Below are 15,762 nucleotides of genomic sequence, written 5' to 3'. Positions count from 1 at the left end.
GGAACGATCAGATGAGTCCAGGGGAAGCAGATCTCGTCAGGCCGCTGCCGGAGCTGCTCCGGGAGCACGCGCGGCACTTCGGCGACGCGGTCGCCTTCGAGGACCGGCGCACCCGGCTGACGTACTGGGAGCTGGAACGGCGGACGGGACGGCTGGCCGGCCGTCTGGCGGAGCTCGCCGGGGGGCGCGGCGAGCGCGTGGCCATCCTGCTCGGCAACCGGGTCGAGGCGGCCGAGAGCCTCCTCGCCGTGGTGCGGGCGAGCGCGGTGGGCGTGCCGCTCGACCCCGGCTGTCCGGACGCCGAGCTGGCCGGGTTCCTCGACGACAGCGGCGCCCGCGTGCTCGTCACCGACCGCGAACGGCTGGCGCGGCTGCGGCCGCTGCTGGCGGGGCGCCCCGGACTGACCGTGGTGGCCGCAGGCGAAGAGGACACCGGGCGCGGCGAAGCCGCCGACGGCTTCCTGGGCTACGAGGAGCTGGCGCGCACCCGTCCGCACTCGCCCGCGCCCGACGATCTCGGGCTCGACGAGGTGGCCTGGCTGCTCTACTCCTCCGGTTCCTCCGGCGCCCCCAAGGGCGTGCTCTCCACGCAGCGCAACCGTCTCGCGCCGGTCGCCGCGGGCTTCGCCGGCGTGCTCGGCCTGTCGCGGCACGACCGCCTGCTGTGGCCGCTGCCCCTGCACCACGCCATGAGCCAGGTGGCCGCCGTGCTCGCGGTGGCCGCGACGGGCGCGAGCGCACGCTTTCTGCCGCGCTTCTCCGTCGCGGACGTGCTCGGCGAACTGCGCCGTACGGACGCGCCGTTCACCCTCGTCGGCGGGGTGCCGACGACGTACGCCGAGCTCCTCGACGCGGTCCGCGCGCAGGAGGGCGGGCGTCTGGGCACGCCCGCGCTGCGTGCCTGTCTCAGCGGGGGCGCGCCGGCGGGCACCGAGTTCCGGCAGGCATTCGAGGAGACCTGCGGTGTCCCGTTCCACGAGCACTACGGCAGCACCGAGGCCGGTCCGGTCACCATGCCAGCGCTTGGCGACGGCACGGCCGCCGGCTCCTGCGGCCCCGTCATCCCGGGCACCCGCGTGCGCGTGGGCGGCGGCAGCGACGGACGGGACGCGGGCGAAGGCGAGTTGTGGGTCAGCGGGCCGGGGGTGATGGCCGGTTACCACCGCAGGCCCGAGGCGACCGCCGAGGTGCTGCGGGACGGCTGGTTCCGCACGGGCGACCTGGCGAGGATCGACGCCTCCGGTGAGCTCGTCATCACCGGCCGGGTCGGTGAACTGATCCTCCGCGGCGGCAAGAACGTCCACCCCGCCGAGGTGGAGGCGGTGCTGCGGGAGCTGCCCGGCGTCGCGGACGCCGCCGTGGCCGGCCGCCCGCACCCCGCGCTCGGCGAGGTGCCGGTCGCCTATCTGGTACCCGAGCCGGCCACGGCACTCGACCGGGGGCGGATCCTCGCGGCGTGCCGTACGCGCCTCTCGGCGTTCAAGGTGCCCGCCGACCTGTACGAGCTGGCGCGCGTCCCGCGTACGGCCTCGGGGAAGGTCCGGCGGCACGCGCTGGAGGACGAGCCCGCCCGGCTGCTGGCGCCGGAGCCCGCGGGCGCCCCGGCGCCGGACGCGCTGGCGCTCGTACGGGCGGAGGCCGCGGCCGTGCTCGGCTGCACGGCCGACGAGGTGGAGCCCGGCACGGCGCTGCGGGACCTGGGCCTGGACTCGATGACGTCGACCGTGCTGCGCGAGCGGCTGTCGGCGGCGACAGGCCTGTCGCTGTCCGCGGCCGTGGTCTTCGACTTCCCGACGGCTGCCGCGCTGGCCGCGCATCTGCGGCAGCGCGGAGTCGCGGCACCGTACGGGTCGGTGCCCGTGCGCGGCGGCGCGGACCGCGACGACGGCGACCCCGTGGTGATCGTGGGGATGGCCTGCCGCTATCCCGGCGGCGTGGATTCCCCCGAGCGGCTGTGGCGGCTGGTGGCGGACGGGGTGGACGCGATCGGTCCGTTCCCGGCCGACCGGGGCTGGGACACGGAAGGGCTGTACGACCCCGATCCGGGGCGGGCCGGCCGTACGTACGTGCTCGAGGGCGGTTTCGTCGCGGGCGCGGACCGGTTCGACGCGGCCTTCTTCGGGATCTCGCCCCGCGAGGCGCTGGCCATGGACCCGCAGCACCGGCTGCTGCTCGAGGTGGCGTGGGAGGCCGTCGAACGCGCCGGCGTGGACCCCCGTACGCTGCGCGGCTCGCCGACCGGTGTGTACGCCGGCGTGATGTACAGCGATTACGCGAACCGGGGCGCCATCCCGGACCACCTCGAGGGGTACGTCGGCACCGGCAACGCGGGCAGCGTCGCCTCCGGCCGTATCGCCTACACCCTGGGCCTGGAGGGGCCGGCGCTCACCGTCGACACGGCGTGCTCGTCGTCCCTGGTGGCCCTGCACCTGGCGGCGCAGGCGCTGCGCAGGGGCGAGTGCACCCACGCGCTGGCCGGCGGGGTCACGGTCATGTCGGGCCCTTCGTCGTTCGTCGAGTTCAGCAGGCAGCGCGCGCTGGCGCCGGACGGGCGCTGCAAGGCGTTCGGCGCGTCCGCCGACGGCACGGGGTGGGCCGAGGGCGCGGGCATGCTCCTGCTGTGCCGCCTGTCGGAGGCGCGCCGCGCCGGGCTCCCGGTGCTGGCCGCGGTGCCGGGCTCCGCCGTGAACCAGGATGGCGCGAGCAACGGGCTGACCGCGCCGCACGGCCCGGCGCAGCGGCGCGTGATCGGGCAGGCCCTGGCAGACGCGGGGCTGGCGCCCGCGGACATCGACGCGGTCGAGGCGCACGGCACGGGGACGCGGCTGGGCGACGTGATCGAGGCGGAGGCGTTCCTCGCGGCGTACGGGCAGGGGGCGCGGGAGCACCCGCTGTGGCTGGGCTCGGTCAAGTCGAACATCGGCCACACGCAGGCCGCCGCCGGGGTGGCCGGCGTCATCAAGACCGTGCAGGCGATGGCGCACGGGACGCTCCCCCGTACGCTGCACGCCGAGGAACCGAACCCCGGCGTCGACTGGTCGTCGGGCACAGTGTCGCTGCTGGACAAGGCGGTGGAGTGGCCCCGTACGGGGCGGCCGCGCCGCGCGGGGGTGTCGTCGTTCGGGATCAGCGGCACGAACGCGCACGTGATCCTCGAGCAGGCACCGGAGGAGGACGCGCCCGCCGGTTCCGACGACGGTCCCGACGACGACGGCGCCGGGCTGCCCGTGCCGTTCCCGGTGTCCGCCCGGAGCGCGCCCGGACTGCGGGCGCAGGCCCGCCGGTTGCACGACCGTGTGGCGGCCGATCCGGACGCACGGCCGGCGGACATCGGATGGTCGCTGGCCACGACCCGTACTGCCTTCGAGCACCGCGCCGTGATCGTGGCCCGCGACCGCCGGGAACTGCTCGGCTCCCTGCGGGCGGTGGCCGAGGGAAGGGAGCGGCCCGAGGTGCGTACGGGCGGGCCCCGGCAGAACGGGCGCCTCGTGCTCCTCTTCGCCGGGGAGAGCGGCCAACGGCCCGGAACGGGCCAGGAGTTGTACGGCCTGCACGCGCAGTACCCCGCCTTCCGCCGGTCGTTCGACGAGACCTGCGCGCTGCTCGACCCGCTGCTGCCGACGCCGTTACGGGAGGTGCTGTCCGCGGCGGGCGACGCGCAGGAGGGTGCGCTCCTGCGGTCGGCGCGGTACGGGCAGCCGGCGCTGTTCGCCCTGGAGACGGCCCTGTTCCGGCTGCTCGAGTCCTGGGGCGTACGCCCCGGCCTGGTGGCGGGCCACTCCGCCGGCGAGGTGGCCGCGGCCCACGCCGCCGGGGTGCTGTCCCTCGCGGACGCCTGCACCCTGGTGGCGGCGCGGGGCCGGCTGGTGGACGAGCTGCCCGCGGACGGCGGCACGGCGGACGTGCAGGACGCCTTCGCGGCGGTCGCGTACGGCCTCGCCTACGCACCTCCGCGACTGCCCCTGGTGTCCGCCCTGTCGGACCGTGCCGCCACCGACGAGGAGCTGTACTCGCCGGACTTCTGGGTGGAGCACGTACGCCGCCCGGTCCGCTTCGCCGGCACGATGGCGTATCTGCGGGAGCGCGGCGCGACGCACTGCGTGGAGGTGGGCCCGGACGCGGTGCTCACGGAGCAGGCGCGTGACCGCCTCGCGTCGCCGCCGCCGGAGTCGGACGCCGCCGAGCCCCTCGTCGTACCGACGCTGCGCGGCGCGTGCCCGGAGCCGGACGCGCTGCTCGACACCGTGGCCGCGCTGCACGCGGGCGGCGTGCCCGTGGACTGGCGGGGCGTGTTCGCGGGGCGCGGGCCGCGGCGTACGGCGCTGCCCACGTACGCGTTCCAGCGCCGCCGCTACTGGCTCGGTCCGGGCACGCCTCCGCCTCCCTCCGGCGACTCCGCTTCCGCGCACCCCTTTCTCCGGTCGGCCACGCCGACGGCGGACGACGACGGCCTCCTGCTGAGCGGGCTGCTGTCGCTGCGCGAGCAGCCGTGGCTGGCAGGCCACGCGGTGGCGGGCGGCGTGCTGCTGCCCGCGACCGCGTTCGTCGACATGGCCCTGCACGCCGGCGGCCTGGCGGGGACGCCCGTACTCGCCGAACTCACCCTGACCGCGCCCCTGCCGCTCGCCGCGGACGGGGCCGTCGACGTACAGCTGAAGGTCGCCGGGGCGGACGGCGACGGGCGGCGGGCCGTAGTCTGCCACGCGCGCCCGCACGGCGCGGCGGGCGGGCGGCCGTGGCGCCTGCACGCCACCGGGACGCTCGCGCCGCCCGCGCCGCCGGGCGAGAAGCGGGCGGCGGACGGGAGTTGGCCTCCCGCGGGCGCCGTGCCGCTGGCCGTGGACGGAGCGGGCGCGCCTCTGGACGGCGCCGGGCTCTACGAGCGGCTGGCCCGCGCCGGGCTGGAGTACGGCCCCGCCTTCCGGGGCCTGCACGCGGTCTGGCGGCTCGGGGACGACCTGTACGCCGAGGTCGCCCTGCCCGAGACCACCGGGCGGGAAGCGCCCGGTTTCGCCCTGCATCCCGCGCTGCTGGACGCCGCGCTGCACACGGTGGCGCTCGCCGGTCTGACGGCGCAGGAGGCGGAGGCGCCGGAGGAGGGCGGCGGCGCGGTGTCGCTGCCGTTCGCCTTCAGCGGCGTACGCCTGCACGCGGCCGGCGCGCGGCGGCTGCGCGTACGGGTGTCCGCGGGCGCGGACGGCCGGGCCGGACTGGAGCTGACCGACCCCGCGGGCGCACCCGTCGCGACGGTCCGCACGCTGGCCCTGCGGCCCTTCCGGGGTGCCGCACCGGAGGCCGGAGTGGCGCGCGGCGACTGCCTGTTCCGTACGGACTGGGTACACCTGCCGGCCCCGTCCGCCTCCGCGCGCGCGGAGGCGGACGAGCGCGCGGAGGTGCCCGAGTGGGGCGTGCTGGGCGGCGCGGGCGTACGGCTGCGGGAGCTGCTGGCTCCGCCCGGTTCCGGCGTCCCGGTGTACGCGGACGTGGCGGCGGCGGGCGCTGACGCGCCGTCCGTCGTGCTCGCCCCCTGCCCGCCCCCGGGAGCTGCCGACGCAGGCGCCGAGGCGGACGCAGCGGCCGAAGCGCACCGTACGGCGGCCTGGGCGCTGGCGCTGGTGCAGGACTGGCTCGCGGAGCCGCGCCTGGCGCGCTCCCGCCTCGCCGTCGTCACCTCCGGCGCCGCCGGCCCGGACTCCGGGGAGACGGACATCGGTTCGGTGCCGGTGTGGGGGCTGGTCCGCTCGGCCCTGCGGGAGAACCCGGGCCGCTTCACGCTCGTCGACACGGACGGCCACGAGGACTCCGTACGCGCGCTGCCCGCGCTCCTGGCGGGCGCTCCGGAGGCGGAGACGGCCGTGCGCCGGGGCGAGGCGTACGTGCCGCGGCTGGTCCCCGCGTCCGGAGCACGCTCCGGCGGAGGCTCCCGCGGGATGGCTCCCGAGGGTACCGTCCTGGTCACCGGGGGAACCGGCTCGCTGGGCATGCTGATCGCCCGGCACCTCGTCACCGCATACGGCGTCCGCCACCTGCTGCTCGCGGGGCGGCGCGGCTCGGCGGCGCCCGGCGTCGCCGAACTGTGCGAGGAGCTGGCCGAGTCGGGGGCGCGGGTGACCGTCGAGGCGTGCGACATCGCCGACCGTACGGCGCTCGCCGCCCTGCTCGACGGGATTCCGGCGGCGCATCCGCTGACGGGTGTGGTGCACAGCGCGGGCGTACTGGACGACGGGATCGTCCCGGAGCTCACCCCCGTACGCCTCGACCGCGTGCTGCGGCCCAAGGCGGACGCCGCCCTCGCCCTGCACGAGCTGACCAAGGGCCGCGACCTGGCGATGTTCGCGCTGTTCTCCTCGGTGGCCGGCACGTTCGGCTCGGCCGGGCAGGCCAACTACGCGGCGGCGAACTGCGTTCTGGACGCCCTGGCGCGCCACCGCAGGCAGCACGGCCTGGCCGGTACGTCGGTCGTCTGGGGTCCGTGGCGGCAGAGCGGCGGCATGACGGAACATCTGAAGGGCACGGATGTGCGGCGGATGACGCGTTCCGGGTTCGAGCCGCTCGGCACGGACGAGGGCCTCGCGCTGTTCGACGCCGCCGTCGGAAGCGACGACGCGGTCCTGGTGGCGGCTCGGCTCGGCGCCGCGGCCGGGCAGGGCGCGGCCGCCCCGTACGACGGGCGGTCCCGCGCACCGGAGCGGGCGCCCGTCGCGGAGGCCGGCGGCCGGGGCGCGCTGAGCGGGCGGCTGGCCGCCGCGCCTCCCGGCGAGCACGGTGCTCTGCTCCTCGCGGAGGTGCGGACGGTGGCGGCCGAGGTGCTCGGGCATCCCGAGGGCGAGTCCGCGATCGGCGCGGACGACGTCCTGGCGGACCTGGGCATGGACTCGCTGGCCGCCGTCGAACTGCGCAACGGCCTTGAGACGGCGACGGATCTGCCGCTGCCCTCCACGCTGGTGTTCGACTTCCCCACCCCTCGCGCGGTGGCCGCCCACCTGGCGGAGCGGTACGCGCACGAGCCGGCCCCGGAGGCAGCGCCTGCCCAATCCGGCGCGGCGGAGGAACAGGGCGCCCCGGACTCGCTCTCCGCCCTCTTCCGTACGGCCTGCGCGCAGGGGAAGACGTGGGACGGGATGGCGCTGCTCACCGTCGCGTCCCGCTTCCGTACGGTGTTCGATCTCGACGAGGCTCCCGGTGCGGCGCCCGAGGCCGTGACGCTCGCGTCGGGCGGCGCGGGCCACCGGCTGATCTGCTTCCCGGCGCTCAGCGCGCTCTCGGGCCCGCAGGAGTACACGCGCCTCGCCCACGGCCTGCGGGGCTTGCGGCCGGTCTCGGCGCTGCGGCATCCCGGATTCCGCCGCGGGGAGGCGCTGCCGGCCACCCTCGGCGCGTTCGTCTCGGCTCAGGCCGCGGCCGTCCGTACGGGTGCGGGCGGCGAGCCGTTCGTCCTGCTGGGGCGTTCGGCGGGCGGCTGGGCGGCGCAGGCCGTGGCCGAACGGCTGGCAGCGGAGGGCTCCCCGCCGGCCGCCGTCGTACTCGTGGACACCTACCCCGGCGAGAGCGGCGGCACCGAGGAGACGCTTTCCCCGATGACGGCGGACATGCTGCACAGGGCGGCGGAGTCCGAGCCCGCCGAACCGGACCGGCTCACCGCCATGGCCGGGTACTTCGGCCTGTTCGCCGGCTGGGAGCCCGTACGGGCGGCGGCCCCCACCCTCGTCGTACGGGCCCGCGACCCGCTGCCCGGCGCCGATCCCGCACCGGCGTGGGACCTGCCGCACACAGAAGTCACCGTGCCGGGCGACCACTTCACCGTGCTGGAGACCCACTCCCGCACGACAGCGCTCGCCGTCCAGGACTGGCTGACCGCCCTGCCCTGACGACACCCCCACGGCGCTACGGACGTGCGGGACCGGGGCGCCCGGCAGGGCGGCTACCCGAGGAAGCTCAGCCGCACCTGCCGGTGCGGGTTGTCCCGGTTGGTGTCGACGAGGCAGACGGACTGCCAGGTGCCCAGCTCCAGCCGCCCGTTCAGCACCGGCAGGGTGGCGTGCGGGGGTACGAGCGCGGGGAGCACGTGGTCGCGGCCGTGGCCGTGGCTGCCGTGCCGGTGCCGCCAGCGGTCGTCGGCGGGCAGCAGGTCGCGGAGGGCGGCGAGCAGGTCGTCGTCGCTGCCGGCGCCGGTCTCCAGGACGGCCACGCCGGCGGTGGCGTGCGGCACGAACACGTTGAGCAGCCCGTCGCGCCCGGCTGCGACCCGTTCGAGGAACGCGGCGCAGTCCCGGGTCAGGTCGGCGACGGTCTCGTCCGTGCCGGTGGTGAGGTCGAGGACGTGGGTCCGAAGTGCGTCGGTCATGGTTCCATCCTGCCGTGCCGTACGGGCGCGCGACCGGCGGCCGGTGACGGCACCGCCCACGCCGTCCGCGCCGCCGGGAAGCTCCGGGCCGCTCCGGTGGTTGGCAGAGGCATGAACGAGGGAGTGCGCACGACGGAGGCAGTGGTCATCGGCGCCGGGCAGGCGGGCCTGTCCAGCGCCTACCATCTGCGCCGCAACGGTCTCGAGCCCGGCCGCGACTTCGTGGTCCTGGACCACTCGCCGCGGCCGGGCGGCGCGTGGCAGTTCCGGTGGCCGTCGCTGACGTACGGCAAGGTGCACGGGATGCACGCGCTGCCCGGCATGGAGCTGACCGGCGCCGACCCCGGCCGGCCGTCCGCCGAGGTGATCGGTGAGTACTTCGCCGCGTACGAGAGCGCCTTCGGGCTCCGCGTACAGCGCCCGGTCGACGTGACCGCCGTACGCGACGCCCCGGAGGACGGTCCGGGGCGGCTGCGCGTCGAGACGCGTTCCGGCGCCTGGTCGGCGCGCGCCGTGATCAGTGCGACGGGCACCTGGGACCGCCCGTTCTGGCCGCGCGTCCCGGGGCAGGAGACGTTCCTCGGGCGGCAGCTGCACACCGCGCAGTACCCCGGGCCCGGCTCGGACGTGTTCGCCGGGCGGCGGGTGGTCGTGGTGGGCGGCGGTACGTCGGCCGTGCAGCACCTGCTGGAGATCGGCGGGGTGGCGGCGGCCACGACGTGGGTGACGCGGCGGCCGCCGGTGTTCCGCGAGGGGCCGTTCGGCGAGTACGAGGGCCGGGCCGCCGTCGCCATGGTCGAGGAGCGGGTACGGGACGGGCTGCCGCCGCGCAGCGTCGTGTCCGTGACGGGCCTGCCGCTGACCGAGGCAGTGCGCGAGGGCCGCGCCAGCGGGCTGCTGGAGCGGCTGCCGATGTTCGACCGCGTCACACCCGAGGGCGTCGTCTGGGCGGACGGCCGTACCGCAGGAGCCGACACCATCCTGTGGGCCACCGGCTTCCGGCCCGTCATCGCGCACCTCGTACCGCTGCGGCTGCGCGAACCGGGCGGCGGCGTCCGGCTGGACGGCACCCGCGCGGTCCGCGACCCCCGGGTCCACCTGGTCGGGTACGGGCCGTCGGCGAGCACCATCGGCGCCAACCGTGCGGGCCGGTCGGCGGCCCGGGAGGTCCGGCGGCTGCTGGACGGGGAGGCCGCCGGGGACGGGGCGCCCGTACGGGAGCTGACGGCGGCGGCGTAACGCCCGGACCCTCCCGGCACCACCCGGCGCCACCCGGCCGCCATTGCTCTACACCTTTGTTGTCGCGTGTGGCCCCTTGTCGCTGCTGGGAGCGGGTGGATAGCTTCCCGGCATGCCTACCCGCCGCTCGCTCCTCACCGGTGGCACCGCCGCCGCCCTGACCGCTCCCCTGCTCACGTCCGGCCAGGCGCACGCCGCCTCCCCGGACGCCGCGCAGCAGGCCCGTACGCACGGGGTGACGCCGGGCGCCGACCTGGCGGCGGCCCGCGGCTGGTCGATGCTGCGCGGCCGCAAGATCGGCGTGATCAGCAACCCGACCGGCGTGCTGCGGGACACCAGCCACATCGTCGACTCGATGGCGGCCCGCGACGAGCTCGACGTCGTCGGCGTGTTCGGGCCGGAGCACGGCTTCCGGGGCAGCGCGCAGGCCGGCGAGTCGGAGCCGGAGTTCGAGGACCCGCGTACGGGTCTGACGGTGTACGACGCGTACGGCGCGGACGCCGCGAAGATGCAGGCGCTGTTCACGAAGGCGGGCGCGGACACCATCGTCTTCGACATCCAGGACGTCGGCGTCCGCTTCTACACGTACATCTGGACGATGTACAACGCGATGGTCGCGGCCCGCGCGATCGGCGCCCGGTTCGTCGTGCTCGACCGGCCCAACCCGGTCGGCCGCCGCGCGGACGGCCCGATGATGACGGACGGCTTCACCTCGGGGGTGGGCCTGAAGCCGATCATCCAGCAGCACGGGATGACCGTCGGCGAGCTGGCCCGCTACTTCAACGGCGAGCTGCTGCCCGACGAGGGCGACGGCGGCCGCGTGGAGCTGGAGGTCATCGAGCTGAGCGGCTGGCGGCCGTCCCACGTCGGCGCCGTGGAGGGGCTGCCGTGGGTGCCGCCGTCGCCGAACATGCCGACGCCGGACACCGCCGTCGTCTACCCGGGCACCGGGTACTTCGAGGGCACGAACCTCTCCGAGGGCCGCGGCACGACCCGCCCCTTCGAGCTCGTCGGGGCGCCGTACCTCGACTACCACCTGAGCGACCGGCTCAACGCCCGCCGGCTGCCCGGAGTCCGGTTCCGCGAGGGCTACTTCGTGCCGACGTTCAGCAAGCACGAGGGCGAGACCTGCGCGGGCGTGCAGATCTTCGTGACCGACCCGGGCCGCTACCGCCCGGTGCTGACGGCGGTCGCCATGCTGGTGGAGGCGCGCCGCTACGACGGGTTCGCCTGGCGGGAGGACTCCTGGGACCCCGAGCGCCCGTTCTGGATCGACAAGCTCTCCGGCTCGCAGCGGCTGCGCAAGATGGTCGACGCGGGCGACGAGCCTGACGCCATCGCGGACGCGTGGGCGGGCGAGGTACGGGACTTCGAGCGGAAGCGGCGCCGCCATCTGCTCTACGGCTGAGTGAGTATCCGTACTCATGACCGCGCGCCGGGGCCCCGCCACGATGGGCGCATGACGACACAGATTCAGCGGCCGACGACGGCGGCGTTCTACGCCCAGGCCGCGATCGCTTTCGGTGTGTCCCTCCTCGCGGTGGCCGTCGGCGTGGTGTATCTCCCGGTGGGGCCGTGGGAGCGGGCTTTCCTCGCGCTCGGCGTGCTGTTCCTGGTCAGCTCCTCGTTCACGCTCGCCAAGTGCGTACGGGACCGGCAGGAGGTGCAGGAGCTCACGCACCGGGTGGACCAGGCGCGGGTGGACAAGCTCCTCACGGAGCACGATCCGCTGGAGCTGAAGAAGTAGCCGGAAACCGGTGGCCGTCGGGAGGCGGGCGCGGTCAGAGCACGGCGGCGAAGGCGTCGTGCCCGGCCTGGTCGAAGACCACGAAGCGCACCTCGTCGAACTGTCCGGGTGCCGCGTCCACCGCCTCCCGTACGGTGCTCACCGCGATCCGCGCGCCGTCCTCGAGCGGCCAGCCGTAGACGCCGGTGGAGATCGCGGGGAAGGCGACCGTACGCGCGTCCAGCTCGGCCGCGACCCGCAGCGACTCGTCGTAGCAGGAGGCGAGCAGGGCGGAGCGGTCCTCGCCCTCGGCCCACACGGGGCCCACCGTGTGGATCACGAAGCGGGCGGGCAGCCGGCCCGCCGCGGTGGCCACGGCGTGGCCGGTGGGCAGGCCGCCGCCGTAGCGTCCGGCGCGCAGCCGGCGGCACTCGGCGAGGATGTCGGGGCCGCCCCTGCGGTGGATCGCGCCGTCGACACCGCCGCCGCCCAGCAGCGACGAGTTGGCGGCGTTCACCACCGCGTCCACGTCCTGTTCGGTGATGTCACCGTGTACGAGGGTGAGGTCCGTCATGGGGCCCATCGTGCCACGGCGCATACTGGGCTTCAGGCCAGCGCGGCAGGCGACGGCCAGCGTGTACGGCGGTGCTCCCGCACACCGTACGAGCACGTGCCGCACGCATGCGCGACCGCCGTACGCGCGGCAGCGGCCGCACCCGAGGAGGGCCCATGTCCCGCGAACGCATCGCCCGGATGATCGAGTGGCAGGCGGCGTCCTGCGCCGAGCTGGGCTCGCCGCTGTACGCGACGCTGCTGCCGTGCGTCGCGGACGACGTGCGGGCGGGCGGCGTGTGCGCGGAGGCGCTCGCGGAGTACGAAGACGCGCCGGGCCCGGACGCGATCGCGCTGCGCCTCCTCGGCGGCGTCCACGCGCTGGTCCTCACCGGGCGGGCACCGGAGCTGGCGGAGCACTACGCGGAGGCGGCGGCCGGTGCGCTCGGGCAGCACCGTACGGATGCGCTCTGGGCGGCGTTCCGCGACACCGTCGGCGGGTCCCCGGACTGGATCCGCGACTGGATGACCCGGCCGCCGCAGACGAACGAGGCGGGGCGCGCGAACGTGCTGCTGCCCGGCGCGCTGTACGCCCTCTCCCGGCTCGCTCCGGCGTCCCGGCCCGCGCCGCGCGTGCGGCTGTTCGAGCTGGGCGCCAGCGCGGGGCTCAACCTCCGCGCGGACCGGTTCCGTTACGCGGCGCCGGGCTTCGCCTGGGGCCCGGAGGACTCCCCCGTACGCCTCGACGAGGGCGCGTGGCGCGGTCCCGTACCCGCGTGGCTCACGGACGCGGCCACCCACCACCCGGAGCTGACGGTCACCGAACGCGCCGGCTGCGACCTCTCCCCCGTAGACCCCCTGTCGGCGGACGGCGCCCTGGCGCTGCGCGCGTACGTGTGGCCCGACCAGGCCGCGCGGGCCGCCCGGCTGGAGGGCGCGATACGGCTCGCCGCCAAGGTCCCGGCACGCGTCGAACGCGCCGGCGTCGCCGAGTTCCTCGCCGGCGTCGCACCGGAGCCGGGCACCGTCACCGTCGTGTGGCACTCGATCATGCGGCAGTACGTGCCGAAGGAGGAGTGGGCGCGTGCCGCCGCCGAACTCGACCGGCTCGCACGGGCGAGCGGCCCGGACGCGGGATTCGCGTACGTCACGTTCGAACCGGAGCGCGTGGGCAACGAGGGCGACGACCGGCCGTGCAGGCTCTCCGTACGGACCGGCACCGGCCCGGCACGGCTGCTCGCGGGGGCAGTCCCGCACGGGATGCCTGCGTACGGGCTGGACTGACTCGCGGTCCCGGCGAACTGCCGCATGACATGGGCTTCGCCGTCCTCTGCGGCGTGGACAAGATCCGCACCGTTCACCATCGGGACAACACGGCGGCGCGCCGCGCCGGTGCGGGGCGCGGATACGTCAACGCCGCCCGCGGAGGCCGTCGCGCAGTAGGCTCCGCACATGCCCGCACGCTTCAAGGGACTGGCCCTGGACGCCATCGATCATCAGGCGCTCGCCGACTGGTGGTGCGCCGCACTCGGCTATCTGCGCCGTGAGCCGCCCGCGGGACAGGGCGAACGGCCGCCGGAGTGGCCCGTGCCGATCTACGATCCGACCGGGCACGGCCCGCTCATCTGGATCAACCCGGTACGGGAGCCGAAGACGACCAAGAACCGCATGCACCTCGACGTGTACGGCTACAGCGCCGAACTCCTCGAGCTGGGCGCCACGATGGTGCGGCGGCACGCGGCACGTATCGAGTGGGACGTGCTCGCCGACCCGGAGGGCAACGAGTTCTGCGTCTTCCCTCCGCCGCCACCGCCGCTGCCGTCGGCCCGCTGAGCCGGACCGTCCGCGAGCACCGTACGGGTGCCGATCGAGGACCGTACGGACGCCGAGCGAGGACCGTACGAGCGCGCCGTACGAGCACCGTACGGACGCCAATCGCGCACCGTACGGCGGCTGACTGTACGCGGGAGCCGCCTACGTCTGCGACACGGCGCTGTGTGCGTCCCGGCGGACGAGGGCGGCGTAACGGCCGTCCAGCGCGAGGAGTTCGCCGTGGGTGCCGCGCTCCACGATGCGGCCGCCGTCGAGGACGACGATCTGGTCCGCGTCCCGCACGGTGGACAGGCGGTGCGCGATGGTCAGCGTGGTGCGGTCTGCTGCGAGCGCGTCGATCGCGTCCTGCACGGCCCGTTCGGTACGGGTGTCGAGCGCGCTGGTCGCCTCGTCCAGGATGAGCACGGGCGGGTCGCGGAGGATCGTACGGGCGAGGGCGAGGCGCTGCTTCTCGCCGCCGGAGAAGCGGTAGCCGCGCTCGCCGACGAGGGTGTCGTAGCCGTCCGGGAGACCGGCTATGTGGTCGTGGATCTGGGCGGCCCGCGCGGCGGCGCGCAGTTCGCCGTCGGTGGCGTCGGGCTTCGCGAAGCGGAGGTTGTCGGCGACGGAGGCGTGGAAGAGGTACGTCTCCTGGGAGACCACTCCGACGGCGCGTGACAGCGACTCGAAGGCGAGGTCGCGTACGTCGGTCCCGTCGAGGGTCACGCGCCCGCCGGTGACGTCGTACAGCCGGGGCACCAGATAGCTGAGCGTGCTCTTGCCGGAGCCGGTCGGCCCGACCACGGCGAGGCTGCTGCCGGCGGGCACGGTCAGGTCGATGCGGTCCAGGGTCGGCGCGGCCACGTCGGGGTCGTAGGCGAACGTGACGTCCTCGAACCGTACTTCGCCGCGCGCCCTGGCCATCCGTACGGGACGCTCCGGCTCGGTGATGTCCGAACGCAGGTCGAGGTACTCGAAGATGCGCTGGAACAGCGCCAGCGACGCCTGCATGTCGACGCCTGTCGACAGCAACGAGACCGCAGGGCGCAGCAGCCCCTGCTGCAGCGTGACGAACGCGACCAGGGTGCCGATGGAGAAGACGGGGCCGCCGAACTGCAGCAGCACACCCGCGGACCAGTAGAGCAGCGCGGGCACCGCCGCCATCACCATGCCGATGGTGGCCATCCGCCAGCGCCCGGCCATGCTGGACCGTACCTCCAGGTCCACGAGGCGCTCCGACTCGTCGGCGAAGTCGCGGGTGAGGGAGTCGGCGCGGCCCATGGTGCGGCCGAGCAGGATGCCGCTGACCGAGAGCGACTCCATGACGAGCGCGGACATGGCCGCCATCTGCTTCTGCCGCTGCGTGGTGATCTTCTTGCGCTCGCGGCCGACCCGCCGGCTGATCCAGACGAAGCAGGGCAGCAGCGTCAGCGACACGAGGGTCAGCCGCCAGTCCAGCGCCAGCATGGCGGCGATGGTCGCGATGACGCTGGTGAGGTTGGAGACCAGGGACGTGGCGGTGGAGGTGACGGTGGCCTGCATGCCGCCGATGTCGTTGGCGATACGGGACTGCACCTCGCCGGTGCGGGTGCGGGTGAAGAACGCCAGCGGCATGCGCTGCAGTTGGGCGTACACGTCGGTGCGCAGGTCGTGCATGACGCGCTGCCCGACGGTGGTGCTGATGAACGTCTGGAGGACGCTGAACACGCTGGTGACGACGGCGGTGAGGATCATGCCGAGCGCGAGCAGCGAGAGCAGCCCGGTGCGCTGCTGCGGGATCGCGACGTCGAGGATCTCGCGGAGCAGGAACGGCGAGGCGACCGAGACCAGCGAGGACGCGCAGACGAGCAGGCCGACGAGGGCGAGACGGGCCCGGTAGGGGCGGAACAGCCGCAGGATGCGGCCGATACGGGCGGGCTGCTCCGGAGGGCCGGGGGCGTCCGGGTCCTTGGGGAACGGTGCCGGGGTCCAGTCGGGACTGTCGCTGCGCAACGGGCTCCTCGGGTAGGGGCGGCGGCCTGCGGCCTGGGCACAACCTGCGGGCCAGGGGCACGGTCTGCGGGCCGGGCACGGGCCGCGGGGCCGCGAA

The 15,762-nt window shown here is 75.4% G+C and carries 9 protein-coding genes; 6 read left to right on the top strand and 3 right to left on the bottom strand.

Translation table 11 applies throughout. The features are described from left to right. Nucleotides 1-11 precede the first annotated feature (11 nt). Entirely contained in the window at nucleotides 12-7,868 is a 7,857-nt protein-coding gene (locus tag DVA86_RS04210) for a type I polyketide synthase (RefSeq protein WP_208875899.1), read from the top strand. Between the two features lie 53 nt (nucleotides 7,869-7,921). Here the strand turns inward: DVA86_RS04210 and DVA86_RS04205 are convergent, their stop codons facing one another. Further along, entirely contained in the window at nucleotides 7,922-8,344 is a 423-nt protein-coding gene (locus DVA86_RS04205; RefSeq protein ID WP_208875898.1) for a YjbQ family protein, read from the bottom strand. A gap of 111 nt (nucleotides 8,345-8,455) precedes the next feature. On the opposite strand from DVA86_RS04205, the gene DVA86_RS04200 reads away from it, so the two are divergent. From DVA86_RS04200 to DVA86_RS04190, 3 genes are all read left to right on the top strand, one after another. Further along, a complete protein-coding gene (locus tag DVA86_RS04200; protein ID WP_208875897.1) occupies nucleotides 8,456-9,583 on the top strand; it encodes an NAD(P)-binding domain-containing protein in 1,128 nt (375 codons plus the stop codon). 112 nt (nucleotides 9,584-9,695) lie between these two features. Further along, nucleotides 9,696-10,991, top strand: a complete 1,296-nt coding sequence (locus DVA86_RS04195) for an exo-beta-N-acetylmuramidase NamZ family protein (protein WP_208875896.1) — start codon at nucleotides 9,696-9,698, stop codon at nucleotides 10,989-10,991. A 51-nt stretch (nucleotides 10,992-11,042) separates the two neighbouring features. Further along, nucleotides 11,043-11,330, top strand: coding sequence for a YiaA/YiaB family inner membrane protein (locus DVA86_RS04190; protein ID WP_208875895.1), 288 nt, complete (start codon nucleotides 11,043-11,045; stop codon nucleotides 11,328-11,330). Nucleotides 11,331-11,364: 34 nt separating this feature from the next. Here DVA86_RS04190 and DVA86_RS04185 read toward each other — a convergent pair whose 3' ends face one another. Further along, nucleotides 11,365-11,883 (bottom strand): O-acetyl-ADP-ribose deacetylase, encoded by a 519-nt coding sequence (locus DVA86_RS04185; RefSeq protein ID WP_208875894.1) that lies wholly within the window; start codon nucleotides 11,881-11,883, stop codon nucleotides 11,365-11,367. A 155-nt stretch (nucleotides 11,884-12,038) separates the two neighbouring features. Between DVA86_RS04185 and DVA86_RS04180 the strand changes: the two genes are divergently transcribed. Together DVA86_RS04180 and DVA86_RS04175 are read left to right on the top strand one after the other, a co-directional pair. Further along, entirely contained in the window at nucleotides 12,039-13,145 is a 1,107-nt protein-coding gene (locus DVA86_RS04180) for a DUF2332 domain-containing protein (RefSeq protein WP_208875893.1), read from the top strand. Nucleotides 13,146-13,313: 168 nt separating this feature from the next. Next, the gene (locus tag DVA86_RS04175) at nucleotides 13,314-13,694 is read left to right on the top strand and encodes a VOC family protein (protein ID WP_208875892.1); all 381 of its coding nucleotides are present in this window, start codon (nucleotides 13,314-13,316) and stop codon (nucleotides 13,692-13,694) included. A 141-nt stretch (nucleotides 13,695-13,835) separates the two neighbouring features. Here the strand turns inward: DVA86_RS04175 and DVA86_RS04170 are convergent, their stop codons facing one another. Beyond that, entirely contained in the window at nucleotides 13,836-15,665 is a 1,830-nt protein-coding gene (locus DVA86_RS04170; RefSeq protein WP_208875891.1) for an ABC transporter ATP-binding protein, read from the bottom strand. Nucleotides 15,666-15,762 lie beyond the last annotated feature (97 nt).

The sequence above is a fragment of the Streptomyces armeniacus genome (assembly GCF_003355155.1).
Taxonomy (GTDB): Bacteria; Actinomycetota; Actinomycetes; order Streptomycetales; family Streptomycetaceae; genus Streptomyces; species Streptomyces armeniacus.
The sequence above is the reverse complement of the archived record's forward strand: the minus strand, read 5'-3'. Positions and strand labels throughout refer to the sequence as shown.